Below are 24165 nucleotides of genomic sequence, written 5' to 3' on the forward strand. Positions count from 1 at the left end.
TTTACTAAAGAGAAATAAGATGAGTCAAAAAATTAGAATAAAATTAAAGTCTTACGATTACAATTTAGTAGATAAATCTGCTGAAAAGATTGTAAAGACGGTAAAAAGTACTGGAGCTGTAGTAAATGGCCCAATACCTTTACCAACACATAAAAAGATTTTTACAGTATTACGTTCACCGCACGTAAACAAAAAATCTAGAGAGCAATTTCAATTATCTGCTTACAAGCGTTTGTTAGATATCTATAGTTCTTCATCTAAGACTATTGATGCTTTAATGAAGCTTGAATTACCAAGTGGTGTTGAAGTTGAGATAAAAGTATAAGTAAAAAAAAGTGTCACTTGTGACACTAACATGTCCGGAGCGTTTCGCGAAGGAAAAACGGTAAAACATTATTCAGCGTTGAAAATGTTTAACGCTGTTTTTTTTGAGAGAAATTTAAAAGGAAAAATAAATTAATAATTAATAATAAATAAATGTCTGGGTTAATAGGAAGAAAAATCGGAATGACCAGCTTATTTGATGAAAACGGGAAGAATATTCCTTGTACAGTAATCGAAGCAGGTCCATGCGTTGTTACCCAAGTCAGAACCGAAGAGGTTGACGGCTACAACGCCTTACAGCTTGGTTTCGATGACAAAAAGGCAAAAAGCTCTAATAAAGCTTTAGATGGTCACTTTAAGAAAGCTGGTACATCTGCCAAAAGAAAAGTCATTGAGTTCCAAGGGTTTGAAAAAGAGTTTAATTTAGGAGACTCAATTACAGTTGAACATTTTGCAGAAGGAGAATTTGTAGATGTATCTGGTGTATCTAAAGGTAAAGGTTTTCAGGGAGTTGTTAAACGCCACGGTTTTGCGGGTGTTGGACAAGCAACCCACGGTCAACATAACCGTTTAAGAGCTCCAGGATCAATTGGTGCAGCATCATATCCAGCAAGAGTATTCAAAGGAATGCGAATGGCAGGAAGAATGGGTGGTGATCAAGTAAAAGTACAAAACTTAAGAGTGTTAAAAGTAGTTTCTGAAAAGAACTTACTTGTTGTTAAAGGAGCAATTCCTGGTCACAAAAACGCTTATGTAACTATTCAGAAATAATGAAAGTAGCAGTTTTAGATATTACAGGAAAAGATACAGGTAGGAAAGTTGAACTTTCTAAAGATGTATTCGGAATAGAACCAAATAATCATGCAATCTATTTAGATGTTAAGCAGTATTTGGCAAATCAAAGACAAGGTACTCACAAAGCTAAAGAAAGAGCTGAAATTACAGGAAGTACTAGAAAGATAAAAAAACAAAAAGGAACTGGTACTGCAAGAGCAGGTTCTATCAAGTCTGGAGTTTTTAGAGGTGGAGGTCGTATGTTCGGTCCAAGACCAAGAAGTTATTCTTTCAAATTGAATAAAAACTTAAAGCGTTTAGCACGTAAGTCTGCTTTAAGTATTCAAGCAAAAGACAATAATTTAGTCGTAATAGAAGACTTTAATTTTGATACACCAAAAACAAAGAATTTTGTTAATGTATTAAAAGCTTTAGAGTTAGATACGAAAAAAGCATTGTTTGTATTGGGTGAGTCAAATAAAAATGTATATTTGTCGTCGCGCAATTTAAAAGGATCTAAAGTTGTAAATAGTTCAGAATTAAATACTTATGGTGTTTTAAACGCTAATAAAGTAGTGATTTCTGAAAGCTCTTTAGAAGGAATTAAATCTAATTTAAGTAAATAGGATTACGATGAGTATTTTAATTAAGCCTATAATTACAGAAAAAGCTACAAATGATAGCGAGTTATTTAACCGTTATTCATTTGTTGTAAATAAGAAAGCTAACAAATTAGAAATTAAAGGTGCTGTAGAAGCAGCTTATGGAGTTGCAATTGAATCTGTAAAGACCATGAATTATCCAATTAAAAGAACAACTAAATTTACCAAAAAAGGTTTAGTTACTGGGATAAAAGGAGGATACAAGAAAGCAATTGTACAGTTAGCAGAAGGAGAAAGTATTGATTTTTATAACAATCTTTAAGAAAAGACAAAAATGTCAGTTAGAAAATTAAAACCAATAACACCAGGTCAGCGTTTTAGAGTTGTAAATGGGTTCGACGCCATTACAGCTGATAAGCCGGAGAAAAGTTTACTTGCTCCGAAAAAACGATCTGGAGGTCGAAACAGTCAAGGTAGAATGACAACCCGTAATATCGGTGGTGGTCATAAACAAAGATATCGTATTATCGATTTTAAAAGAGATAAGAATGGTATTCCTGCAACAGTAAAAACTATTGAGTACGATCCAAATCGTACTGCATTTATTGCATTAGTTTCTTATGCTGATGGAGAAAAGCGTTATGTAATTGCACAAAACGGTTTACAAGTAGGGCAAACAATTGTATCTGGTTCTGGAGTAACTCCAGAAATTGGAAATACAATGCCTTTAAGTGAGATTCCTTTAGGAACTACAATTTCTTGTATAGAATTACGTCCAGGTCAAGGAGCTGTTATGGCTCGTTCTGCTGGTTCTTTTGCTCAATTAATGGCAAGAGATGGTAAGTATGCAACTGTTAAGTTACCTTCTGGAGAAACAAGATTAATCTTGTTGACATGTACAGCTACTATTGGAGTTGTATCTAACTCAGATCACCAATTACTAGTTTCTGGTAAAGCTGGTAGATCTAGATGGTTAGGTAGAAGACCAAGAACTAACGCTGTTAGAATGAATCCTGTAGATCACCCAATGGGTGGTGGTGAAGGACGTGCTTCTGGTGGTCATCCAAGATCTAGAAACGGTATTCCTGCTAAAGGATTTAAGACTAGGTCTAAAACTAAAGCAAGTAATAAATATATTTTAGAACGTAGAAAGAAATAAACCATGGCAAGATCATTAAAAAAAGGACCTTACGTTCACTACAAGTTAGAAAGAAAAGTATTGACTAACGTTGAGTCAGGAAATAAATCAGTAATCAAAACCTGGTCTAGAGCTAGTATGATTACTCCTGATTTTGTTGGACAAACTATAGCAGTTCATAATGGACGTCAATTTGTTCCTGTTTATGTAACAGAGAATATGGTAGGTCATAAGTTAGGAGAATTTTCACCAACTCGTTCATTCCGTGGACATGCAGGTGCAAAAAATAAAGGTAAAAAATAGTAGGAAATGGGAGTTCGTAAAAAAAACATGGCAGATCAGTTAAAGGAAGCTAAAAAGCAACGTGCTTTTGCAAAGCTTACTAACTGTCCTACGTCACCGAGAAAAATGCGTTTAGTAGCAAATCAAGTAAGAGGTGTAGAAGTTGAAAAAGCTTTACAGATCTTAAAATTTAGCCCTAAAGAAGCATCAATAAACTTAGAAAAGTTATTACTTTCTGCAATTGCTAATTGGCAAGCTAAGAATGAAGATGCAACTATTGAGGATGCAGGTTTATTTGTTAAGTCTATTTGTGTAGATAGCGCAGGAATGTTAAAAAGATTAAGACCAGCTCCACAAGGGCGTGCTCATAGAATTCGTAAGCGTTCTAATCACGTTACTTTAGAGTTAGGTAGTAAAAATAAAAGTAATTAATCAAAGTAGAAATGGGACAAAAAACTAATCCAATAGGAAATCGTTTAGGAATTATCAGAGGATGGGAATCTAACTGGTATGGTGGAAATGACTACGGAGATAAGATTGCTGAAGATGATAAGATAAGAAAGTATGTAAATGCTAGATTATCTAAAGCAAGTGTTTCTAGAGTAATAATTGAGCGTACGCTTAAACTTGTAACCGTTACTATCACAACGGCACGTCCTGGTATCATTATTGGTAAAGGCGGTCAAGAGGTAGACAAGTTAAAAGAAGAGCTTAAGAAAATTACTGGTAAAGAAGTTCAAATTAATATTTTTGAGATTAAACGTCCAGAATTAGATGCAAAATTAGTTGCAGCTAGTGTGGCTCGTCAAATCGAAAATAGAATTTCTTACAAGCGTGCAACTAAAATGGCAATTGCTGCTGCAATCAGAATGAATGCAGAAGGAATTAAAATTCAACTTTCTGGTCGTTTAAACGGAGCAGAAATGGCACGTTCTGAGCATTATAAAGAAGGTAGAATTCCTCTTTCTACTTTTAGAGCAGATATAGATTATGCACTTGTAGAATCTCATACAACTTACGGTAGAATCGGAGTTAAAGTATGGATTATGAAAGGTGAGGTATATGGTAAACGTGAGTTATCTCCATTAGTAGGATTATCTAAACAAAAAGGTGGTGCTAATAAAGGTGGAGGAAATAAACGTGGTCAACAACCTCGTAGAAGAAAATAATTTTTAAAAATTAGAAATTAAAAATGTTACAGCCAAAAAGAGTAAAATACCGTAAGGTACAGAAGGCCAAAGGTAATATGAACGGTAATTCTCAAAGAGGAAATCAACTTTCTAATGGAATGTTTGGTATTAAATCTTTAGATCAGAATTTACTTACCTCTCGTCAAATTGAGGCGGCTCGTATTGCGGCAACTCGTCATATGAAAAGAGAAGGTCAGCTTTGGATTAAAATTTTTCCAGACAAGCCTATTACAAAGAAGCCATTAGAAGTACGTATGGGTAAAGGTAAAGGTGCACCAGATCATTTTGTTGCTGTTGTAAAACCAGGTAGAATTTTGTTTGAAATCGGTGGAGTTTCCATTGAAATAGCAAAAGAAGCTTTACGTTTAGCAGCTCAAAAACTTCCTGTAAAAACGAAGTTTGTAATCGCAAGAGATTTTGATATTAACGCTTAATTCTATAGACAATGAAACAATCAGAAATTAAAGAATTATCAGTTGCAGACTTACAAGAAAAGTTTGTTGCGTTAAAGAAAAACTATACAGACCTTAAAATGGCTCACGCCATAACTCCACTAGAGAATCCAGTGCAGTTAAGAGGTTTAAGAAAATCTGTAGCAAGAATTGCTACAGAGTTAACAAAAAGAGAATTACAATAATTCTATAGTCAGTTTTAAAGATGGAAAAAAGAAATCTTAGAAAAGAGAGAATTGGTGTTGTATCTAGTAACAAAATGGAGAAATCTATTGTTGTTAACGAGGTAAAAAGAGTAAAACACCCAATGTATGGAAAGTTCGTATTAAAAACGAAAAAATACGTTGCACACGACGAAAAGAATGATTGCAACGAAGGTGATACTGTAAGGATAATGGAAACAAAACCTTTAAGTAAATCTAAACGTTGGAGATTAGTAGAAATCCTAGAAAGAGCTAAATAATATGTTACAGACAGAATCAAGATTAAAAGTAGCAGATAACACTGGAGCAAAAGAAGTTTTAGTGATTAGAGTTTTAGGAGGAACAAAAAAGCGTTACGCAAGAGTTGGAGATAAGATAGTTGTATCTGTTAAGTCTGCAACGCCAAACGGTACTGTTAAGAAAGGACAAGTTTCTAGAGCAGTTGTTGTTCGTACTAAAAAGGAAGTAAGACGTAAAGATGGATCATATATCAGATTTGATGATAATGCTTGTGTACTTTTAAATCCTACAGAGGAGATGAGAGGAACTCGTGTTTTTGGCCCAGTTGGACGTGAATTACGTGATAAACAATTTATGAAAATAGTATCATTAGCACCTGAAGTGCTTTAATTCTATAATAAGATGAAGAAGTTTAAAATCAAATCAGGAGATACTGTAAAAGTAATTGCAGGAGATCACAAAGGTTCAGAAGGAAAAGTTTTACAAATTCTTAAAGAAAAGGATAGAGCTATAGTAGAAGGTGTTAATATGGTATCTAAACATACTAAGCCAAGCGCTCAAAGTCCACAAGGAGGAATTGTAAAAAAAGAAGCATCACTTCATATATCAAACTTAGCTTTAACAGAAGATGGAGAAGCTGTAAGAGTTGGATATAGAATGGATGGTGATAAGAAAGTAAGATTTTCAAAGAAATCAGAAAAAGCAATATAATCATGAGTTACGTACCAAGATTAAAAGCAGAATATAAGAGTACAATAATTAATACTCTTAAAGAAGAATTTAGCTATAGCAATGTAATGCAAGTACCTAAACTACAGAAAATTGTAGTTTCTAAAGGTGTTGGTGCTGCTATCGCAGATAAGAAGTTAATAGATTACGCTTTAGAAGAAGTTACAACTATTACAGGTCAAAAAGCAATTTCTACATTATCTAAGAAAGATGTAGCTGCATTTAAATTACGTAAAGGTATGCCGATTGGTGTAAAAGTTACTTTACGTGGTGATAAAATGTATGAGTTTTTAGACAGATTAGTTACTGCTTCTTTACCACGTGTAAGAGATTTTAACGGGATAAAAGCTACTGGATTTGATGGTAGAGGTAATTACAATTTAGGAATTACTGAACAGATCATTTACCCAGAAATTAATATTGATCAAGTTAAGAAAATTAATGGTATGGATATTACTTTTGTAACATCTGCAGCTACTGATAAAGAAGCTAAGTCATTATTGACAGAACTAGGTTTACCATTTAAAAAGAATTAAGAGATGGCTAAAGAATCAATGAAAGCGCGTGAGCGTAAAAGAGCAAAAACAGTTGCTAAGTATGCTGAAAAGCGTAAGGCTTTAAAAGAAGCTGGCGATTATGAAGGATTACAGAAGTTACCAAAAAACGCTTCTCCAGTTCGTACTCACAATCGTTGTAAGTTAACAGGAAGACCAAAAGGCTATATGCGTCAGTTTGGAATTTCTCGTGTAACTTTCCGTGAAATGGCAAACCAAGGGTTAATACCAGGAGTTAGAAAAGCTAGCTGGTAAAAACCAAACAATTAAAGAATACTAATTGATTTCAGGTTTAATTGTCACAGAGCAATCTGTAAGAAAATAGAGACAATTAAAAACCAAAGTCGCAAATTAATAAATATGAACACAGATCCAATCGCGGATTATCTAACAAGAGTTAGAAATGCAATCGCAGCAGGACACAGAGTAGTAGAAATTCCAGCTTCGAACTTGAAGAAGGAAATGACTAAAATTTTGTTTGATCAAGGTTTTATTTTAAGTTATCAATTTAATGATGAGTCTGTACAAGGAACCATCAAAATTGCCTTAAAATATGACAAGACAACAAAAGAGTCAGTAATTAGAAAAATTCAACGAATCAGTACACCAGGTTTACGTAAGTACGTTGGCTCTAAAGAGATGCCAAGAGTATTAAACGGATTAGGTGTTGCAATCGTATCAACATCTAAAGGCGTGATGACTAATAAGCAAGCACGTCAAGAAAATGTTGGTGGGGAAGTATTATGTTACGTTTATTAAATCTTAAGAAATGAGTAGAATAGGAAAAAATCCCGTTAGCATTTCACAAGGTGTAGATGTAAACATAAACGAAAACGTAATTACTGTAAAAGGAAAGTTAGGAGAGTTATCTCAAACTATTTCTGACGGAATTACAGTAAAAATTGAAGATGCTACGATTACTTTAGAAAGAGCATCAGAAAGTAAAGAACACAAAGCACAACATGGTTTGATGAGAGCTTTAATCTTTAATATGATTGAAGGTGTAAGCAAAGGATGGACTAAAGAATTAGAATTAGTTGGTGTTGGTTATAGAGCTTCAAATCAAGGGCAGAAATTAGACTTAGCCTTAGGATATTCTCACAATATTGTTTTAGAATTAGCTAAAGAAGTTAAGGTTGAAACTGTATCTGAGAAAGGTAAGAATCCTATCGTTAAATTAACTTCTTTTGATAAGCAGTTGGTAGGAGAAGTAGCAGCTAAAATCCGTGGCTTCCGTAAGCCAGAACCTTATAAAGGAAAAGGAGTTAAGTTTGTAGGTGAACAATTAAGAAGAAAAGCAGGTAAATCTGCATAATATATAGCATTATGGCATTATCAAAGCTTGAAAGAAGACAACGTATTAAGCATAGAATCAGAAAAATTATATCTGGTACTGCTACTAAACCAAGATTATCGGTTTTTAGAAGTAATAAAGAAATTTATGCTCAATTAGTAGATGACATTGCAGGAGTTACATTAGCATCTGTATCATCTAGAGATAAAGGAATTACTGCTGGTACAAAAGCAGAAGCTGCTGCAGCGGTTGGAAAATCTATTGCAGAGAAAGCTACAAAAGCAGGTGTAGAAACTGTTGCTTTTGATAGAAACGGATATTTATATCACGGTAGAGTTAAAACATTAGCAGAAGCTGCTAGAGAAGCTGGTTTAAAATTTTAAGAAATTATGTTAGGTTATAAAAACGTAGAGAGAGTTAAACCAAGCGGATTAGAGCTTGTAGATAAATTAGTAGGTGTACAACGTGTAACTAAAGTAACTAAAGGTGGTAGAGCTTTTGGTTTTTCAGCAATTGTTGTTGTTGGAGATGGTAACGGAGTTGTAGGTCAAGGTTTAGGAAAATCTAAAGATGTTGCTTCTGCAATAGCAAAAGCAATTGAAGATGCAAAAAAGAACTTGGTAAGAATTCCAATTTTAGACGGAACATTACCTCATGAGCAAAAAGGTAAATTTGGTGGTGCAAAAGTATTCATCAAGCCTGCATCTCATGGTACGGGAGTTATTGCTGGTGGAGCTGTAAGAGCTGTATTAGAGTCTGTTGGGATACATGATGTATTATCAAAATCTCAAGGATCATCTAATCCACATAACGTGGTAAAAGCAACTTTTGATGCATTGTTACAAATGCGTAGTGCAGCAACTATTGCTAAGCAAAGAGGTGTTTCTTTAGAAAAAGTATTTAACGGTTAAATCTAAGAACGATGGCAAAAATAAAAGTTACACAAGTAAAAAGTCAAATCGGACGCCTTAAGAACCAAAAAAGGACTTTAGAGGCATTAGGTTTACGTAGAATGAATCAAACTGTAGAACATGAGGCAACTCCTTCTATCGTTGGTATGGTAAATACAGTTAAACACTTAGTTTCTGTTGAAGAAACTAAATAAGACATATATAAAATGAGTTTACACAATTTAACACCTGCAGAAGGTTCCACTAAAAAAGGAAAAAGAATTGCAAGAGGTGAAGGATCTGGTCACGGAGGAACATCAACAAGAGGTCATAACGGACAAAAGTCTCGTTCTGGTTATTCTAGAAAGATTGGTTTTGAAGGTGGTCAAATGCCATTACAAAGACGTGTTCCTAAATTTGGTTTTACAAACATAAACCGTAAGGAATATCAAGGAATCAATTTAGATAAATTACAAGCTTTAGTTGACAGTGGTGTTATTAAAGACACTGTTGATTTAGATATTTTAGTTGCTAATAGATTAGCAGGTAAAAACGACTTAGTAAAAATACTAGGTAACGGAGAATTAAAAGCGAAGTTAAATATTACTGTTCATAAATTTACTGCATCTGCAAAAGCGGCTATTGAAGCTGCTGGTGGTGAAGCAGTTTCTTTATAATATTTTTATAAAAGATGGGTATTATAAATAGACTAAGAGAGATTTTTGCGATAGAAGAATTAAAAAATAAAATTCTTCTAACTATCGGTTTAATTGCAGTGTATCGTTTTATGGCAGCTGTACCATTACCTGGTATAGATCCATTACAATTAACAGCGTTAAAGGATGGTACATCAAGTGGTCTTTTAGGATTATTAAATGCATTTACAGGAGGAGCATTTTCTAGAGCATCAGTAATGGCGCTTGGTATTATGCCTTACATTTCTGCATCTATTGTAGTTCAGTTAATGGGAATTGCAGTTCCTTATTTACAAAAACTACAGAAAGATGGAGAAAGTGGACGTAAAAAAATTACACAAATAACACGTTGGTTAACTATTGCTATTACATTAGTACAAGCACCAACATATATTGGTACCATTCAAAACTCATTTGGTTTAGGACCAGAAGCGTTTTTAGTTACAGGACCTACTTTCTGGATATCTTCAATAATCATATTAACAGCAGGAACAATTTTTGCAATGTGGTTAGGAGAGCGTATTACAGATAAGGGAATTGGTAATGGTATATCTTTATTAATTACAGTAGGTATTATTGCTAGTTTTCCAGCAGCATTTATGCAAGAGGTTGTTTCTAAAACAACCAATGCGGGTGCAGGTGGAATTATGATGATATTAATTGAAGTAATTGTTTGGTTTGTAGTAATTCTTTTAACAGTATTATTAGTAACAGCAGTGCGTAAAATTGCAGTACAATATGCAAGACGTACCGTTGCAGGTAATATTCAGAATGTACAAGGATCTAGAGATTATATTCCTTTAAAGTTGAATGCAGCAGGTGTAATGCCAATTATCTTTGCACAAGCAATTATGTTTTTACCAATTGCTTTAGCTCAAAGATTTCCTGCAATAGCAAGTTTACAAGATATAAATGGATTATGGTATAATGTTATTTTTGCATTATTAATTATCATTTTTAGTTTCTTTTATACAGCAATTACAATCCCAACCAATAAAATGGCTGAGGACTTAAAAAGAAGTGGAGGATTTATTCCAGGAATTAGACCAGGAAAAGATACTGCTGACAGATTAGATTCTGTATTATCTAGAATTACGTTCCCAGGATCGTTATTTTTAGCAGCCTTATCAATCTTACCAGCAATTGTATATCAATTTGGTGTGCAACAAGGTTGGTCTATGTTCTATGGAGGAACATCTTTGATCATTATGGTTGGTGTAGCAATAGACACGTTACAGCAAATCAATGCATATTTATTAAACAGTCATTATGATGGTTTAATGAAGACAGGAAATAGTAATAGAAAATCAAACAAATAATAATATGGCTAAACAACCGGCAATTGAGCAAGACGGAACGATAACAGAAGCATTATCAAATGCAATGTTTCGTGTAGAGTTAGAAAACGGACATATTGTTACGGCACACATTTCTGGTAAAATGCGTATGCATTATATCAAATTATTACCTGGTGATAAGGTGAAATTAGAGATGAGTCCTTATGATTTAACAAAAGCAAGAATTACTTATAGGTATTAAAGAATTAAATAATTGAAAGATTAATAAGATTTTAAATTTTTAAATCTTTTAATTTTTAAATAAAATTAGAATCGATGAAAGTTAGAGCATCAGTTAAAAAAAGAAGTGCCGACTGCAAAATAGTTCGCAGAAAAGGCAGATTATATGTGATTAACAAACAGAATCCTAGATTTAAACAAAGACAAGGGTAATGGCAAGAATAGCAGGTATTGATATCCCAAAGAACAAAAGAGGAGTTATTTCATTAACTTACATCTTTGGTATCGGAAAAAGTAGAGCTAAAGAAGTTTTAGCAAGCGCAAAAGTAGATGAGTCTATCAAAGTTCAAGATTGGAACGATGATCAAATTGCTGCAATTAGAGAGCAAATTGGGTCATTTACAATTGAAGGAGAATTACGTTCGGAAGTTCAAATAAACATCAAACGTTTGATGGATATTGGATGTCAAAGAGGTATTCGTCATAGATTAGGTCTTCCTTTAAGAGGGCAAAGAACTAAGAATAACTCTAGAACTAGAAAAGGTAAGCGTAAAACTGTAGCTAACAAGAAAAAATAAGTTAGATAAGTAATAAAGATCTAATCGTAGTGTAAGCTATCATATTAGAAAACTAAATTACTAAAACTGAATAATTATGGCAAAAGCAAGTTCAAAAAAACGTAAAGTAATAGTAGATTCTGTTGGAGAGGCGCATGTAACTGCATCTTTTAACAATATCATTATTTCTTTAACAAATAAAAAAGGTGACGTAATTTCATGGTCATCTGCAGGTAAAATGGGTTTTAGAGGTTCAAAAAAGAATACTCCATATGCAGCTCAATTAGCAGCAGAAGATTGTGCAACCGTTGCAAAAGATGCAGGTTTACGTAAAGTAAAAGTGTATGTAAAAGGACCAGGAAATGGTAGAGAATCTGCAATCCGTTCTTTGCATAATGCAGGTATTGAAGTTACAGAAATTATTGATGTAACACCAGTACCACACAACGGGTGTCGTCCACCAAAAAGAAGGAGAGTATAATAAATATTTTAACTAAAGTAAGAATTTTAAGATTATCGAAGGAGAAAGCCTTAATTCATAATCCTTACTTTTAATAATTAAGAAATGGCAAGATATACAGGACCAAAAACTAAAATTGCTCGTAAATTTGGCGAAGCAATTTTCGGAGAAGATAAGAACTTCGAAAAAAGAAATTACCCTCCAGGACAGCATGGAAATGCTAGAAGAAGAGGTAAAAAATCTGAATATGCTGTCCAGTTGATGGAAAAGCAAAAAGCAAAATATACCTATGGTATTTTAGAGCGTCAATTCAGTAACTTATTTAAACAAGCTTCTGCCTCTAAAGGTATTACAGGTGAAGTTTTATTACAATTATGTGAATCTCGTTTAGATAACGTTGTTTTCAGAATGGGTGTTTCTAACTCACGTAGTGGAGCTCGTCAATTAGTTTCTCACAGACATATTACTGTAAATGGTGGTATTGTAAACATTCCATCTTATAGTTTAAAAGAAGGAGATGTTGTTGCTGTTAGAGAAAAATCTAAATCTTTACAAGCTATTGAAAATGCTTTAGCTTCAAGTAGTGCTGTTTACGAATGGTTAACTTGGAATTCAGATAAAAAAGAAGGAACATTTGTAAAAGCTCCAGAGAGATTACAAATTCCTGAAAATATCAAAGAACAATTAATCGTAGAATTATATTCTAAATAATAAATAATTAACATTGGTATTTGGCCAAAGGGTTTGTTTGACTTCTTCAAACTTACAGACCGCGCAACTAAATAACAATCAAAACGAAGAAAACTATGGCAATTTTAAATTTTCAAAAACCAGATAAAGTAATAATGATTGAATCTACAGATTTTTCTGGTAGATTTGAGTTCAGACCTTTAGAACCAGGTTTTGGTTTAACAGTTGGTAATGCACTACGTAGAGTATTATTATCATCTTTAGAAGGGTTTGCAATTACTTCATTAAGATTAGATGGTGTAGAGCACGAATTTTCTACTATTAAAGGAATTGTAGAAGATGTTACAGAAATTATCTTAAACTTAAAACAAGTACGTTTTAAGAAGCAGATTGAAGAATCTGAAAGAGAAACTGTTTCAGTAATTGTATCGGGTCAAGATCAATTAACTGCAGGAGATTTACAGAAATTTATTTCTGGTTTCCAAGTTTTAAATCCTGATTTAGTTATCTGTAATATGGATAAGTCTGTGAAATTAAACATGGAACTTACTATAGAAAAAGGTAGAGGGTTTGTACCTGCAGAAGAAAATAAAAAAGCAGGAGCGCCAATAGGAACTATTTATACAGATTCTATTTACACGCCAATAAAAAACGTTAAGTATTCTATTGAAAACTTTCGTGTTGAGCAAAAAACGGATTATGAAAAATTAATATTTGATATAGATACTGATGGTTCAATCAATCCAAAAGATGCTTTAACTGAGGCTGCAAAAATATTAATTCATCACTTTATGTTATTCTCTGATGAGCGTATTACATTAGAAGCAGATGAAATTGCACAAACTGAAACATATGATGAGGAATCATTACACATGCGTCAGTTATTAAAAACTAGATTAATCGATATGGATTTATCTGTTAGAGCTTTAAATTGTTTAAAAGCAGCAGAGGTAGATACATTAGGAGATTTAGTTTCTTTTAATAAAAGCGATTTAATGAAATTTAGAAATTTCGGTAAAAAATCTTTAACGGAGCTAGAAGAACTAGTAAATGTAAAAGGATTGAATTTCGGAATGGATTTAAGTAAATACAAATTAGATAAAGATTAATCTTTCATATTTTGCTCCTCATAAAGAGTTGATGCAAGATGAAAGTATAAACAAAACGTCATGAGACACGGAAAGAAATTCAATCATTTAGGAAGAAAAACAGCGCACAGAAAGGCGATGTTAGCTAATATGTCATGTTCTTTAATAGAACATAAGCGTATTAACACTACAGTAGCAAAAGCGAAGGCTTTACGTAAGTTTGTAGAACCTTTAATTACAAAATCTAAAGAAGATACAACTCATAATAGACGTGTTGTTTTTAGTTATTTACGTGATAAATTTGCAGTTACAGAATTATTTAAAGAAGTATCTGTAAAAATTGCAGACAGACCAGGTGGTTATGTTCGTATTATCAAATTAGGAAACCGTCAAGGAGATAATGCTCCTATGGCTATGGTAGAATTAGTTGATTACAACGAAATTTACAATCCTAAAGGTAAAAAAGCTAAAAAATCTACTCGTAGAGGTAGAACTAAAAAAGCTGATAAAGTGGAAACTGTTGAAGTTGCAACGGAAGAAACTTCTGAAGAATAAATATGAATGTATAAATATTCATATCAAAGGGATAAACTTTTTAGTTTATCCCTTTTTTTATGTTATTTTTGTAAAACTTTTTTTATAAAATGAAATACCAAACAAGAAAGAAAGCATTAGTTTTATTAGCAGACGGAACCATTTTTTACGGTAAGTCTGTAGGAATTGAAGGAACATCAACTGGAGAAATCTGTTTTAATACAGGTATGTCGGGTTATCAGGAGATCTTTACAGATCCGTCTTATTTTGGACAATTAATGGTAACTGCCAATGTTCATATTGGAAATTATGGAGTAAATGATAATGAAGTAGAATCTGACGGAATTAAAATTTCTGGTTTAATCTGTAGAAATTTTAGTTATCCTCATTCTAGAGTTGATTCGAACGGAAATTTATATGATTATTTTCAAAAACATAATCTAGTTGCAATTTCAGATGTAGACACTCGAGCGCTAGTTGCTTATATTAGAGATAATGGTGCAATGAATGCAATCATTTCTACAGAGGTTGATAATATTGATGCCTTAAAAGAGCAGTTAGCGAAAGTACCTAGTATGGAAGGTTTAGAATTAGCTTCTAAAGTTTCTACAAAAGAACCTTATTTTGTTGGTGATGAAAATGCACCGATTAAGATTTCTGCATTAGATATTGGAATTAAGAAAAATATTCTTAGAAATTTTGTAAAACGAGGAGCCTACATAAAAGTATTTCCTTATAATGCTAGTTTTGAGGAATTAGCATCTTTTAATCCAGATGGATATTTTATTTCTAATGGACCTGGTGATCCAGAACCATTAGTTGATGCTCAAAATACTGCAAAAGAAATTATTAAAAGAGATTTACCATTATTTGGAATTTGTCTTGGTCATCAAGTTATTGCATTAGCAAATGGAATTTCAACTTATAAAATGCATAATGGCCATAGAGGAATTAATCATCCAGTAAAAAACCTGTTAACAGGGAAAGGAGAAATTACTTCTCAAAATCATGGTTTTGCTATCAATAGAGAAGAAGCTGAAGCGCATAATGACGTAGAAATTACACATGTTCATCTAAATGATCATACTGTAGCAGGAATTAAAATGAAAGATAAAAACTGTTTTTCAGTCCAATATCATCCAGAAGCAAGTCCTGGACCAAACGATGCAGAGTATTTATTTGATCAATTTATAGAAAATATCAATAAAGCTAAAGTAGAAGCTTAACATACTGAAAACGTTTTCGTAATATTTACCATTCGGTAACATAAGAAATAGCACAATTTTATAATTTAGCAGCTAAATTAATAGTCATCTAAATTGATTTTTAGATAAAAAACAACTAAAAAATGAGCATAATAATTAAGGTTTACGCACGTCAAATTTTTGATTCAAGAGGGAATCCAACAGTAGAAGTAGATGTAGTTACAGAAAACGGTGTTTTAGGTAGAGCAGCTGTTCCTTCTGGAGCATCAACTGGAGAACATGAAGCAGTAGAGTTACGTGATGGTGGTAAAGCCTATATGGGTAAAGGAGTTTTAAAAGCAGTAGAGAATGTAAATGAAGAAATTGCTGGAGCCTTATTAGGAACTTCTGTTTTCGATCAAAATCTAATCGATCAAACAATGATTGAATTAGACGGAACACCAAATAAATCTAAATTAGGAGCGAATGCAATTTTAGGAGTTTCATTAGCAGTTGCAAAAGCAGCAGCAAACGAGTTAGGATTACCTTTATATAGATATGTAGGTGGAGTTTCTGCCAATACATTACCTGTGCCAATGATGAATATCATTAATGGTGGTTCGCATTCAGATGCACCTATCGCATTTCAAGAATTTATGGTAATGCCAGTAAAAGCAAAAAACTTTACTCAGGCAATGCAAATGGGTTCTGAGATTTTTCATAACTTAAAGAAAGTTTTACACGATAGAAATTTATCTACAGCTGTTGGAGATGAAGGAGGTTTTGCACCAAATTTAGAAGGCGGAACAGAAGATGCTTTAGATACAATAAAAAAAGCAGTAGATAATGCAGGATACACTTTAGGAGATGATATTATGATTGCCTTAGATTGTGCAGCAGCAGAATTTTATGTTGATGGTAAATACGATTATACAAAATTTGAAGGGCCTACAGGTAAAATTCGTTCAAGTAAAGAACAAGCAGATTATTTAGCCGTATTAGCAGCTAAGTATCCAATTATTTCAATTGAAGATGGAATGGATGAAAACGATTGGGAAGGATGGAAATACTTAACAGAAATTGTTGGAGATAAAGTTCAGTTAGTTGGAGATGATTTATTTGTAACGAATGTTGAGCGTTTATCTAGAGGAATTGAAAATAACATTGCAAATTCAATCTTAATTAAAGTTAATCAAATTGGTACATTAACAGAAACTATTGCTGCCGTTAATATGGCTAAAAATGCAGGATATACGTCTGTAATGTCTCACAGATCTGGTGAAACTGAAGATAATACTATTGCAGATTTAGCAGTTGCATTAAACTGTGGTCAAATAAAAACAGGTTCTGCTTCACGTTCAGATAGAATGGCTAAGTACAATCAATTATTAAGAATTGAAGAAGAATTAGACGAAGTAGCTTATTATCCTCAAGAAAAAGCATTTAAGATTTAATTCTATTTAAAAAAGATATTATTGAAACCTCATAATTCATTTTATGAGGTTTTATTTTTTTTATAAAATTATAACAAAAATTTATAGAGTCAATTTTTGAAATCCTTTTAAAATTGGTATCTTCGTGGGCTCACTTCAACAAATAAAAAAAGAATAAAATGTCAGATATAGCGAAGCTACAAATTGGTGATGAATCGTATGAATTTCCTTTAATAAAGGGAACTGAAAATGAAGTTGCTATAAATATAAAAACTCTTAGAGGTGTTTCTGGAGGAGTTATAACAATAGATCCAGGATATAAAAATACAGGTTCTTGCGAAAGTGCTATTACTTTTTTAGATGGAGAAAAAGGAATTTTACGTTACAGAGGGTATTCAATTGAAGATTTAGCTGAAAAAGCTGATTTCTTAGAAGTTGCTTATGCACTAATTTTTGGTGATTTACCTAATAAAGAACAGTTAGATAAATTTCATGACGATATTAAATCTAATTCCATCGTAGATGAAGATGTTAAGAAGATTATCGATGCTTTTCCAAAGAATGCACACCCAATGGGTGTTTTGTCTTCTTTAACTAGTGCGTTAGTTGCATTTAATCCATCGTCTGTAAATGTTGATTCTGAAGAAGAAATGTATAATTCTATTGTTAGAATTATGGGAAAATTTCCAGTGTTAGTTGCATGGGCAATGCGTAAAACACAAGGATTGCCATTAAATTATGGTTCAAAATCTTTAGGATATGTAGAGAATATTATGAAAATGATGTTCGAAAAACCTAATGAAGAATATGAAATAAATCCAATTATAAAAGATGCTTTAGATAAATTATTAATCTTACATGCAGATCATGAGCAAAACTGTTCTACCTCTACAGTAAGAATTGTAGGTTCGTCTCATGCAGGTTTATTTGCTTCTCTTTCTGCAGGAATTTCTGCATTATGGGGGCCATTACATGGTGGTGCAAATCAAGCGGTTTTAGAAATGTTGGAGGCGATTAAAGAAGATGGAGGAGATACTAAAAAATACATGGCGAAAGCTAAAGATAAATCAGATCCTTTTAGGTTAATGGGCTTCGGACACAGAGTATATAAAAACTTTGACCCAAGAGCAACCATCATTAAAGTTGCTGCAAATGAAGTGTTAAATGACTTAGGAATTGAAGATCCAATCTTAGACATTGCAAGAGGGTTAGAGCAAGAAGCGTTAAATGATGAGTATTTTGTAAAAAGAAAATTATATCCAAACGTAGATTTTTATTCAGGAATAATTTACCGAGCTATGGGGATTCCAGTAGAAATGTTTACTGTAATGTTTGCTTTAGGTCGTTTACCAGGTTGGATTGCTCAGTGGAAAGAAATGCGTGAAAACAAAGAACCAATCGGTCGTCCACGTCAAGTATATACAGGTGAGAACTTGAAAGAATTTAAAGACATTAACAAGCGATAAATATTATTGCATATTTAACAGTTTAAAGCTTCATTTTTTAATGAAGCTTTTTTTATATTTGGCGATATGATACAGCTCAACGTTAAAAATGAAACATCTAGATTACGTGCCGTAATTTTAGGAACTGCAGAAAGTAATGGACCTACACCAAAAGTTGAGGATTGTTACGATCCTAAAAGTAGGCAGCATGTTATTGATGGAACCTATCCGTTAGAAAAAGATATGATTCCGGAAATGGAAGCTGTTGCAACTGTTTTTAAAAAATACAATGTAGAAGTCTATAGACCAGAAGTTGTAAAAAATTACAATCAAATATTTTCTAGAGATATCGCTTTTGTGATTGAAGATACATTGGTTAAAGCAAATATTTTACCCGATAGAGATGGTGAATACAAAGCCATACAACATGTGTTGAGTTTAATTGATCCAGCAAAAATTATTGAGCTTCCAGAAGAATGTCATGTAGAAGGAGGTGATGTAATGCCTTGGAACGATCATATTTTTATAGGTACGTATTCCGGTGCAGATTATCCAGATTATATTACTGCAAGAACTAATACAGATGCAGTCATTGCGTTGCAAGAATTGTTTCCAGACAAGATTGTGAAAGCCTTTGAGTTGCGTAAATCAAATACTGAAGCTAAAGAAAATGCATTACATTTAGATTGCTGTTTTCAACCGATAGGAAAAGACAAAGCAATACTTCATAAAAATGGATTTTTAGTTGAGAGTGAATACGAATGGTTAGTAAATTATTTTGGAAAAGAGAACATTTTTGAAATTACGAAAGAAGAAATGTACAACATGAATAGTAATGTGTTTTCTATTTCTGAAGAAGTAATTATTTCAGAGAAAAACTTCACCCGATTAAATAGTTGGCTTAGAAAACAAGGGTTTACGGTTGAAGAAGTTCCTTATGCAGAAATAGCAAAACAAGAAGGTTTGTTACGCTGTTCTACCATGCCTTTAATTAGAGATTAGTTAGTTATTTTTTATTTTTCATGATCCAAATTAATTTATTTTTTCATCATAAAATAAACTAATTTTGTGTTTTAGAATTTAAAGCAATGCAACAAACTACAAATACCATTTTAATGGTGCGTCCTATTAATTTTAGGATGAATGAGCAAACGGCTGTAAACAATTATTATCAAAAAGTAATTGATAACTTATTGCCTGCCACCGTAAATGCAAAAGCGCAAGAAGAGTTTGATACTTATGTAGAAAAACTACGTAGTTATGGTATCAACGTTATTGTGGTTTCAGACACGAAAGAGTTTGATACACCAGATTCTATTTTTCCTAATAACTGGATTTCTTTTCACCAAGATGGAACGGTAGCATTGTATCCTATGTTTGCAGAAAACAGACGATTAGAGCGAAGAGAAGATGTGTTAGAACAATTAGAGTCGAATGGTTTTTCAATTGAAAATATTGTTGATTATACAGCTGCTGAAGCAGAAAAAGTGTTTTTAGAAGGTACAGGAAGTCTGCTGCTAGATCGAATAAATAAAAAAGCATATTGTGCGTTGTCTCCAAGAGCAGACGAAGAATTATTTATAGAATTCTGTGAAGATTTTGAATATACACCAGTCGTTTTTGTTGCCAATCAAACAGTAAATGAATCGAGAGAAGCTATTTATCATACCAATGTTATGATGTGTTTGGCAGAAACTTTTGCTGTAATTTGTTTAGCGTCTATTGATGATAAAAAAGAACGAAAAAACGTTTTAAAACATCTAAAAGAAGATGGTAAACAGGTTATCGATATTACAGAAGAACAGGTAAATAATTTTGCAGGTAATATGCTGCAAGTCCGTGGAAAAAATGATGAATTGTTCTTAATTATGAGCCAAGCAGCATTTGATTCGTTAACTGTTTCTCAAATTCAGAAAATAAATAATCATTGTGAAATTATATCAAGTTCTTTAGATACAATTGAAGCATGTGGTGGCGGATCTGCACGATGTATGATGGCAGAAATTTTCCTTCCTAAAAAATAAAGAAAAAAAACAGTTCTCTACTTTGTTTATAGACTTCGTATTTAGTTTTTGTCAAAGTACTGATTTTTAAATAATTACGTATTATTTTTAGAATTGAGTATAATGCAGTTATTCAAAAAAAAGACCCCAAAGTATACAATTATAGTACTTTTGGTAGTTGATTATAAAACAAACAATTAAAGTTTAAAAAATGGCAAATACATTATTTGACAAAGTATGGGATTCGCACGTTGTTCGTCAAGTTAAAGATGGACCAGATGTGTTTTTTATCGATCGTCATTTCATTCATGAAGTTACAAGTCCAGTTGCATTTTTAGGATTAGAAAGTAGAGGAAACTCTGTGGTTTATCCAGAAAAAACATTTGCAACTGCAGATCATAACACACCAACCATAAACCAACATTTACCAGTAGAAGATGCATTATCTGCAAATCAGTTAAATGCATTAGAATCGAATGCTAAAAAGCATGGAATTTCTCACTGGGGATTGGGTGATAAAAACAACGGAATTGTTCACGTTGTTGGACCTGAAAACGGAATTACTTTACCGGGTGCAACGATTGTTTGTGGAGATTCGCATACATCTACTCATGGAGCTTTTGGTGCTATTGCCTTTGGTATTGGTACATCAGAAGTAGAAATGGTATTGTCTACACAATGTATCATGCAGCCAAAACCTAAAGCCATGCGTATCAACGTAAATGGAAAGTTAGGTTTGGGTGTAACTCCAAAAGATGTTGCTTTATATATTATTGCAAAACAAACAACTTCTGGAGCTACAGGATATTTTGTAGAATATGCAGGTGATGTTTTTGAAGATATGACCATGGAAGGAAGAATGACTGTGTGTAATTTATCTATTGAGATGGGTGCACGTGGTGGAATGATTGCTCCAGATGAAAAAACGTTTGATTATATAAAAGGACGTTCTCAAACTCCGAAAGGAGCAGATTGGGATAGCGCCATGGAATATTGGAAAACCTTAAAATCAGATGATAACGCCGAGTTTGATATTGAATTCAATTATGAAGCATCTGATATTGAGCCAATGATTACATATGGAACAAACCCAGGAATGGGAATGGGTGTAACGAAGAATATCCCTAAATCTGGAGATGTAGAAGGCGGTGCAGCAACGTATAAGAAATCGTTAGGATATATGTCTTTCAATGAAGGAGATTCTATGATTGGTAAAGAAATTGATTTTGTGTTTTTAGGTTCTTGTACAAACGGACGTATAGAAGATTTTAGAGCATTTTGTTCTATTGTTGAAGGAAGAAAAAAGGCAGATAATGTTACAGCTTGGTTAGTACCAGGATCACATAAAGTAGTAGATCAAATTAAAGCAGAAGGATTAGATAAAATAATTGATGATGCAGGTTTTGTATTAAGAGAACCAGGATGTTCGGCTTGTTTGGCAATGAATGATGATAAAATTCCAGCAGGAAAATTATCAGTTTCAACATCAAACAGAAACTTTGAAGGACGTCAAGGACCAGGATCAAGAACATTATTAGCTTCTCCTTTAGTGGCTGCAGCATCTGCGGTTGAAGGTGTAGTTACAGATCCAAGAACATTATTAACAGCATAATAGCTATTCGCTTTTGGTAAATAGCCATTAGCTAAAAAATTATAAATTATTGCCAACAGCTATAAGCTAAAGGCTAAAAGCATAAAAATATGGCTTACGATAAATTTAATGTATTAACAAGTACAGCATATCCGTTACCAACAGAAAACGTAGATACAGATCAAATTATCCCTGCTCGTTTCTTAAAAGCAACAGAGCGTAAAGATTTTGATATTAATTTTTTTCGTGATTGGAGATATAATTCAGACGGAACACCAAAAGCAGAGTTTCCTTTAAACAAAGAAATTTATGCAGGTTCAAAAATATTAGTAGGAGGTAGAAACTTCGGTTCTGGTTCTTCTAGAGAGCATGCAGCTTGGTCTGTGTACGATTTTGGATTACGTTGTGTAATTTCATCAGCATTTGCAGATATTTTTAAAAATAACTGTTTAAACGTTGGAGTTTTACCAGTTCAAGTTTCTGCGGAATTTGCAGATACGTTGTTTACAGCTATTATGGCAGATCCAAAAACAGAAATCAACGTTGATTTACCAAATCAAACAGTAACTTTAGTAGCTACTGGAGAATCTGAATCTTTTAACATAAATGCTTATAAAAAAGACAATATGTTAAATGGTTTTGATGATATTGATTATTTAAAAAATATCGAAAACGAGATTTCAGCATTTGCAGAAACAAGACCTTTCTAAGTATACTTTTTAATTAAGTTGATTATGGCAAGAAGGATAGAAATAATGGATACGACTCTGCGAGACGGTGAACAAATGTCTGGCGTGTCTTTTTCTGTTTCAGAAAAATTAACCATTGCAAAACTATTATTAGAAGAATTAAAAGTAGATCGAATAGAAATTGCCTCTGCGCGTGTTTCTAAAGGAGAATTAGAAGCTGTAAAAAGCATTACTTCTTGGGCAACAGAAAATAATTTTATTGATAAAATTGAAGTGTTAACTTTTGTTGATGGTGGAAAATCTATCGATTGGATGATTGAATCTGGCGCAAAAGTTCAGAATTTATTAACCAAAGGTTCTTTAAATCATCTTACACATCAACTTAAAAAAACACCAGAGCAACATTTTTCTGGTATAAAAGATACAATTGAATTAGCGTCTAAAAACGGAATAAAAACAAATGTTTATTTAGAAGATTGGTCTAACGGAATGCGTAATTCGAAAGAATACGTTTTTCAATTTTTAGATTTCTTATCGACTCAAAATGTAGAACGTTTTTTATTACCCGATACCTTAGGAGTTTTAACTCCCGAAGAAACTTTCGAATTTGTAAAAGAAGTTAGAGCGAAATATCCAAATGCTCATATCGATTTTCATGGTCATAACGATTATGATTTAGGGGTTGCAAACGTGATGGAAGCTGTAAAAGCTGGTACAAATGGATTGCATTTAACCATAAATGGAATGGGTGAACGTGCAGGAAATGCACCATTAGCGAGTGCAATTGCTGTGGTAAATGATTTTTTATCTGATGAAGCTACTATTACTGTAAATGAAAAAGCGTTGCATAAAGTTAGTAAACTTGTAGAAACTTTTTCAGGCTTTAGAATCCCAGTGAATAAACCAGTGGTAGGCGCAAATGTATTTACGCAAACTGCAGGAATTCACGCAGACGGAGATAATAAGCATAATTTATATTTTAATGATTTAATGCCAGAGCGATTTGGTAGAAAACGTAGATATGCATTAGGAAAAACTTCAGGTAAAGCTAATATCCAGAAGAACTTACAAGATTTAGGAATCAGTTTAAATGATGAAGATCTTAAAAAAGTTACTCAAAGAATTATAGAACTAGGAGATAAAAAAGAAGTCGTTTCTCAAGAAGATTTACCGTATATAATTTCTGATGTTCTAGATAGCAATACTATTGAAAAAAGTGTTGTTGTAGAAAATTATGTCTTAGGGCATGCAAAAGGAATGAAACCATCAACCACATTACAATTAAAGGTTGAAGGAGTTTTATATGAAGCGCATGCACAAGGTGATGGACAGTTTGATGCATTTATGAATGCTTTGAGAAAATTATATAAAACACATAACAAAAAAGAGTTGCCAAGTTTAATAGATTACGCAGTTAGAATTCCACCAGGAAGTAATTCTGATGCTTTATGTGAGACAATTATTACTTGGAAAGAAGATAAACACGAATTTAAAACACGTGGCTTAGATTCAGATCAAACAGTATCTGCAATTAAAGCTACAGAGAAGATGCTCAATATTATTTAAAAATTAAACATTAAAAGATTTAATTATTTAATCATTCAATA

At 32.8% G+C, this 24165-nt stretch carries 37 protein-coding genes; all 37 read left to right on the forward strand.

Translation table 11 applies throughout. From position 1 onward, the window contains the following. The first annotated feature begins 19 nt into the window (after nt 1-19). On the forward strand, nt 20-325 hold the full coding sequence (rpsJ, locus tag OD91_RS11240) for a 30S ribosomal protein S10 (RefSeq protein ID WP_075342599.1): 306 nt from the start codon (nt 20-22) through the stop codon (nt 323-325). 152 nt (nt 326-477) lie between these two features. After that, nucleotides 478-1095, forward strand: a complete 618-nt coding sequence (gene rplC / locus OD91_RS11245; protein WP_144896481.1) for a 50S ribosomal protein L3 — start codon at nt 478-480, stop codon at nt 1093-1095. Continuing rightward, nucleotides 1095-1724: a 50S ribosomal protein L4 gene (gene rplD, locus OD91_RS11250; RefSeq protein WP_144896482.1), complete on the forward strand. Its 630-nt coding sequence runs from the start codon at nt 1095-1097 to the stop codon at nt 1722-1724. Before rplC ends, rplD begins: the two co-directional genes overlap by 1 nt. Before the next feature lie 7 nt (nt 1725-1731). Further along, nucleotides 1732-2022, forward strand: coding sequence for a 50S ribosomal protein L23 (gene rplW, locus OD91_RS11255; RefSeq protein WP_144896483.1), 291 nt, complete (start codon nt 1732-1734; stop codon nt 2020-2022). A 12-nt stretch (nt 2023-2034) separates the two neighbouring features. Next, nucleotides 2035-2859 carry a 50S ribosomal protein L2 gene (gene rplB / locus OD91_RS11260; protein ID WP_144896484.1) on the forward strand — a complete coding sequence of 275 codons (825 nt, stop codon included), beginning with the start codon at nt 2035-2037 and terminating at the stop codon, nt 2857-2859. Between the two features lie 3 nt (nt 2860-2862). Continuing rightward, nucleotides 2863-3141 carry a 30S ribosomal protein S19 gene (gene rpsS, locus OD91_RS11265; protein WP_144896485.1) on the forward strand — a complete coding sequence of 93 codons (279 nt, stop codon included), beginning with the start codon at nt 2863-2865 and terminating at the stop codon, nt 3139-3141. A gap of 6 nt (nt 3142-3147) precedes the next feature. Beyond that, a complete protein-coding gene (gene rplV, locus OD91_RS11270) occupies nt 3148-3552 on the forward strand; it encodes a 50S ribosomal protein L22 (protein ID WP_144896486.1) in 405 nt (134 codons plus the stop codon). Nucleotides 3553-3563: 11 nt separating this feature from the next. Beyond that, complete coding sequence (gene rpsC / locus OD91_RS11275) at nt 3564-4289, forward strand: 30S ribosomal protein S3 (RefSeq protein ID WP_144896487.1); 726 nt, start codon at nt 3564-3566, stop codon at nt 4287-4289. Nucleotides 4290-4312: 23 nt separating this feature from the next. After that, nucleotides 4313-4744, forward strand: a complete 432-nt coding sequence (gene rplP, locus OD91_RS11280; RefSeq protein ID WP_144896488.1) for a 50S ribosomal protein L16 — start codon at nt 4313-4315, stop codon at nt 4742-4744. A gap of 11 nt (nt 4745-4755) precedes the next feature. Further along, nucleotides 4756-4947, forward strand: coding sequence for a 50S ribosomal protein L29 (rpmC, locus tag OD91_RS11285; protein ID WP_144896489.1), 192 nt, complete (start codon nt 4756-4758; stop codon nt 4945-4947). 20 nt (nt 4948-4967) lie between these two features. Further along, nucleotides 4968-5225 carry a 30S ribosomal protein S17 gene (rpsQ, locus tag OD91_RS11290; protein ID WP_144896490.1) on the forward strand — a complete coding sequence of 86 codons (258 nt, stop codon included), beginning with the start codon at nt 4968-4970 and terminating at the stop codon, nt 5223-5225. Nucleotide 5226: 1 nt separating this feature from the next. Continuing rightward, nucleotides 5227-5595: a 50S ribosomal protein L14 gene (gene rplN / locus OD91_RS11295; RefSeq protein WP_144896491.1), complete on the forward strand. Its 369-nt coding sequence runs from the start codon at nt 5227-5229 to the stop codon at nt 5593-5595. A gap of 12 nt (nt 5596-5607) precedes the next feature. Then, a complete protein-coding gene (rplX, locus tag OD91_RS11300) occupies nt 5608-5916 on the forward strand; it encodes a 50S ribosomal protein L24 (RefSeq protein WP_144896492.1) in 309 nt (102 codons plus the stop codon). Nucleotides 5917-5918: 2 nt separating this feature from the next. Next, complete coding sequence (gene rplE / locus OD91_RS11305) at nt 5919-6470, forward strand: 50S ribosomal protein L5 (protein ID WP_144896493.1); 552 nt, start codon at nt 5919-5921, stop codon at nt 6468-6470. Between the two features lie 3 nt (nt 6471-6473). Beyond that, a complete protein-coding gene (rpsN, locus tag OD91_RS11310) occupies nt 6474-6743 on the forward strand; it encodes a 30S ribosomal protein S14 (protein WP_144896494.1) in 270 nt (89 codons plus the stop codon). A 105-nt stretch (nt 6744-6848) separates the two neighbouring features. Further along, entirely contained in the window at nt 6849-7247 is a 399-nt protein-coding gene (rpsH, locus tag OD91_RS11315; RefSeq protein WP_144896495.1) for a 30S ribosomal protein S8, read from the forward strand. Between the two features lie 10 nt (nt 7248-7257). After that, nucleotides 7258-7803 (forward strand): 50S ribosomal protein L6, encoded by a 546-nt coding sequence (rplF, locus tag OD91_RS11320; RefSeq protein WP_144896496.1) that lies wholly within the window; start codon nt 7258-7260, stop codon nt 7801-7803. An 11-nt stretch (nt 7804-7814) separates the two neighbouring features. After that, nucleotides 7815-8165, forward strand: a complete 351-nt coding sequence (gene rplR, locus OD91_RS11325) for a 50S ribosomal protein L18 (RefSeq protein WP_144896497.1) — start codon at nt 7815-7817, stop codon at nt 8163-8165. 3 nt (nt 8166-8168) lie between these two features. After that, nucleotides 8169-8693 carry a 30S ribosomal protein S5 gene (gene rpsE, locus OD91_RS11330; RefSeq protein ID WP_144896498.1) on the forward strand — a complete coding sequence of 175 codons (525 nt, stop codon included), beginning with the start codon at nt 8169-8171 and terminating at the stop codon, nt 8691-8693. Between the two features lie 11 nt (nt 8694-8704). Further along, nucleotides 8705-8887 (forward strand): 50S ribosomal protein L30, encoded by a 183-nt coding sequence (gene rpmD, locus OD91_RS11335; RefSeq protein WP_144896499.1) that lies wholly within the window; start codon nt 8705-8707, stop codon nt 8885-8887. Nucleotides 8888-8899: 12 nt separating this feature from the next. Then, on the forward strand, nt 8900-9349 hold the full coding sequence (gene rplO, locus OD91_RS11340; RefSeq protein WP_144896500.1) for a 50S ribosomal protein L15: 450 nt from the start codon (nt 8900-8902) through the stop codon (nt 9347-9349). Between the two features lie 14 nt (nt 9350-9363). After that, complete coding sequence (gene secY / locus OD91_RS11345) at nt 9364-10686, forward strand: preprotein translocase subunit SecY (protein ID WP_144896501.1); 1323 nt, start codon at nt 9364-9366, stop codon at nt 10684-10686. Between the two features lie 4 nt (nt 10687-10690). Beyond that, on the forward strand, nt 10691-10906 hold the full coding sequence (infA, locus tag OD91_RS11350) for a translation initiation factor IF-1 (protein WP_144896502.1): 216 nt from the start codon (nt 10691-10693) through the stop codon (nt 10904-10906). A 74-nt stretch (nt 10907-10980) separates the two neighbouring features. Beyond that, nucleotides 10981-11097, forward strand: a complete 117-nt coding sequence (gene ykgO / locus OD91_RS11355) for a type B 50S ribosomal protein L36 (RefSeq protein WP_004568720.1) — start codon at nt 10981-10983, stop codon at nt 11095-11097. Further along, nucleotides 11097-11462, forward strand: a complete 366-nt coding sequence (rpsM, locus tag OD91_RS11360) for a 30S ribosomal protein S13 (RefSeq protein ID WP_144896503.1) — start codon at nt 11097-11099, stop codon at nt 11460-11462. The genes ykgO and rpsM overlap by 1 nt, the downstream gene beginning before the upstream one ends. A 76-nt stretch (nt 11463-11538) precedes the next feature. Beyond that, nucleotides 11539-11922, forward strand: a complete 384-nt coding sequence (rpsK, locus tag OD91_RS11365; RefSeq protein ID WP_144896504.1) for a 30S ribosomal protein S11 — start codon at nt 11539-11541, stop codon at nt 11920-11922. Nucleotides 11923-12006: 84 nt separating this feature from the next. Further along, nucleotides 12007-12612 (forward strand): 30S ribosomal protein S4, encoded by a 606-nt coding sequence (gene rpsD / locus OD91_RS11370; protein ID WP_144896505.1) that lies wholly within the window; start codon nt 12007-12009, stop codon nt 12610-12612. 95 nt (nt 12613-12707) lie between these two features. Continuing rightward, a complete protein-coding gene (locus OD91_RS11375) occupies nt 12708-13700 on the forward strand; it encodes a DNA-directed RNA polymerase subunit alpha (RefSeq protein WP_144896506.1) in 993 nt (330 codons plus the stop codon). Nucleotides 13701-13760: 60 nt separating this feature from the next. Continuing rightward, nucleotides 13761-14234 (forward strand): 50S ribosomal protein L17, encoded by a 474-nt coding sequence (gene rplQ / locus OD91_RS11380; RefSeq protein ID WP_144896507.1) that lies wholly within the window; start codon nt 13761-13763, stop codon nt 14232-14234. 89 nt (nt 14235-14323) lie between these two features. Continuing rightward, nucleotides 14324-15439 (forward strand): glutamine-hydrolyzing carbamoyl-phosphate synthase small subunit, encoded by a 1116-nt coding sequence (gene carA, locus OD91_RS11385; protein WP_144896508.1) that lies wholly within the window; start codon nt 14324-14326, stop codon nt 15437-15439. A 122-nt stretch (nt 15440-15561) separates the two neighbouring features. Continuing rightward, complete coding sequence (gene eno, locus OD91_RS11390) at nt 15562-16851, forward strand: phosphopyruvate hydratase (protein ID WP_144896509.1); 1290 nt, start codon at nt 15562-15564, stop codon at nt 16849-16851. A 158-nt stretch (nt 16852-17009) separates the two neighbouring features. Further along, complete coding sequence (locus tag OD91_RS11395) at nt 17010-18296, forward strand: citrate synthase (protein ID WP_144896510.1); 1287 nt, start codon at nt 17010-17012, stop codon at nt 18294-18296. A 66-nt stretch (nt 18297-18362) separates the two neighbouring features. After that, nucleotides 18363-19277 carry a dimethylarginine dimethylaminohydrolase family protein gene (locus OD91_RS11400; protein WP_144896511.1) on the forward strand — a complete coding sequence of 305 codons (915 nt, stop codon included), beginning with the start codon at nt 18363-18365 and terminating at the stop codon, nt 19275-19277. A gap of 86 nt (nt 19278-19363) precedes the next feature. Next, the gene (gene ctlX / locus OD91_RS11405; RefSeq protein WP_144896512.1) at nt 19364-20299 is read left to right on the forward strand and encodes a citrulline utilization hydrolase CtlX; all 936 of its coding nucleotides are present in this window, start codon (nt 19364-19366) and stop codon (nt 20297-20299) included. A gap of 190 nt (nt 20300-20489) precedes the next feature. Beyond that, complete coding sequence (leuC, locus tag OD91_RS11410) at nt 20490-21890, forward strand: 3-isopropylmalate dehydratase large subunit (protein ID WP_144896513.1); 1401 nt, start codon at nt 20490-20492, stop codon at nt 21888-21890. 89 nt (nt 21891-21979) lie between these two features. Next, nucleotides 21980-22579 (forward strand): 3-isopropylmalate dehydratase small subunit, encoded by a 600-nt coding sequence (leuD, locus tag OD91_RS11415; protein ID WP_144896514.1) that lies wholly within the window; start codon nt 21980-21982, stop codon nt 22577-22579. A gap of 21 nt (nt 22580-22600) precedes the next feature. Continuing rightward, nucleotides 22601-24124 carry an alpha-isopropylmalate synthase regulatory domain-containing protein gene (locus OD91_RS11420; RefSeq protein ID WP_144896964.1) on the forward strand — a complete coding sequence of 508 codons (1524 nt, stop codon included), beginning with the start codon at nt 22601-22603 and terminating at the stop codon, nt 24122-24124. Nucleotides 24125-24165: the final 41 nt, after the last annotated feature.

The sequence above is a fragment of the Lutibacter sp. Hel_I_33_5 genome (genome assembly GCF_007827455.1).
In the GTDB taxonomy this organism is placed as follows: domain Bacteria; phylum Bacteroidota; class Bacteroidia; order Flavobacteriales; family Flavobacteriaceae; genus Polaribacter.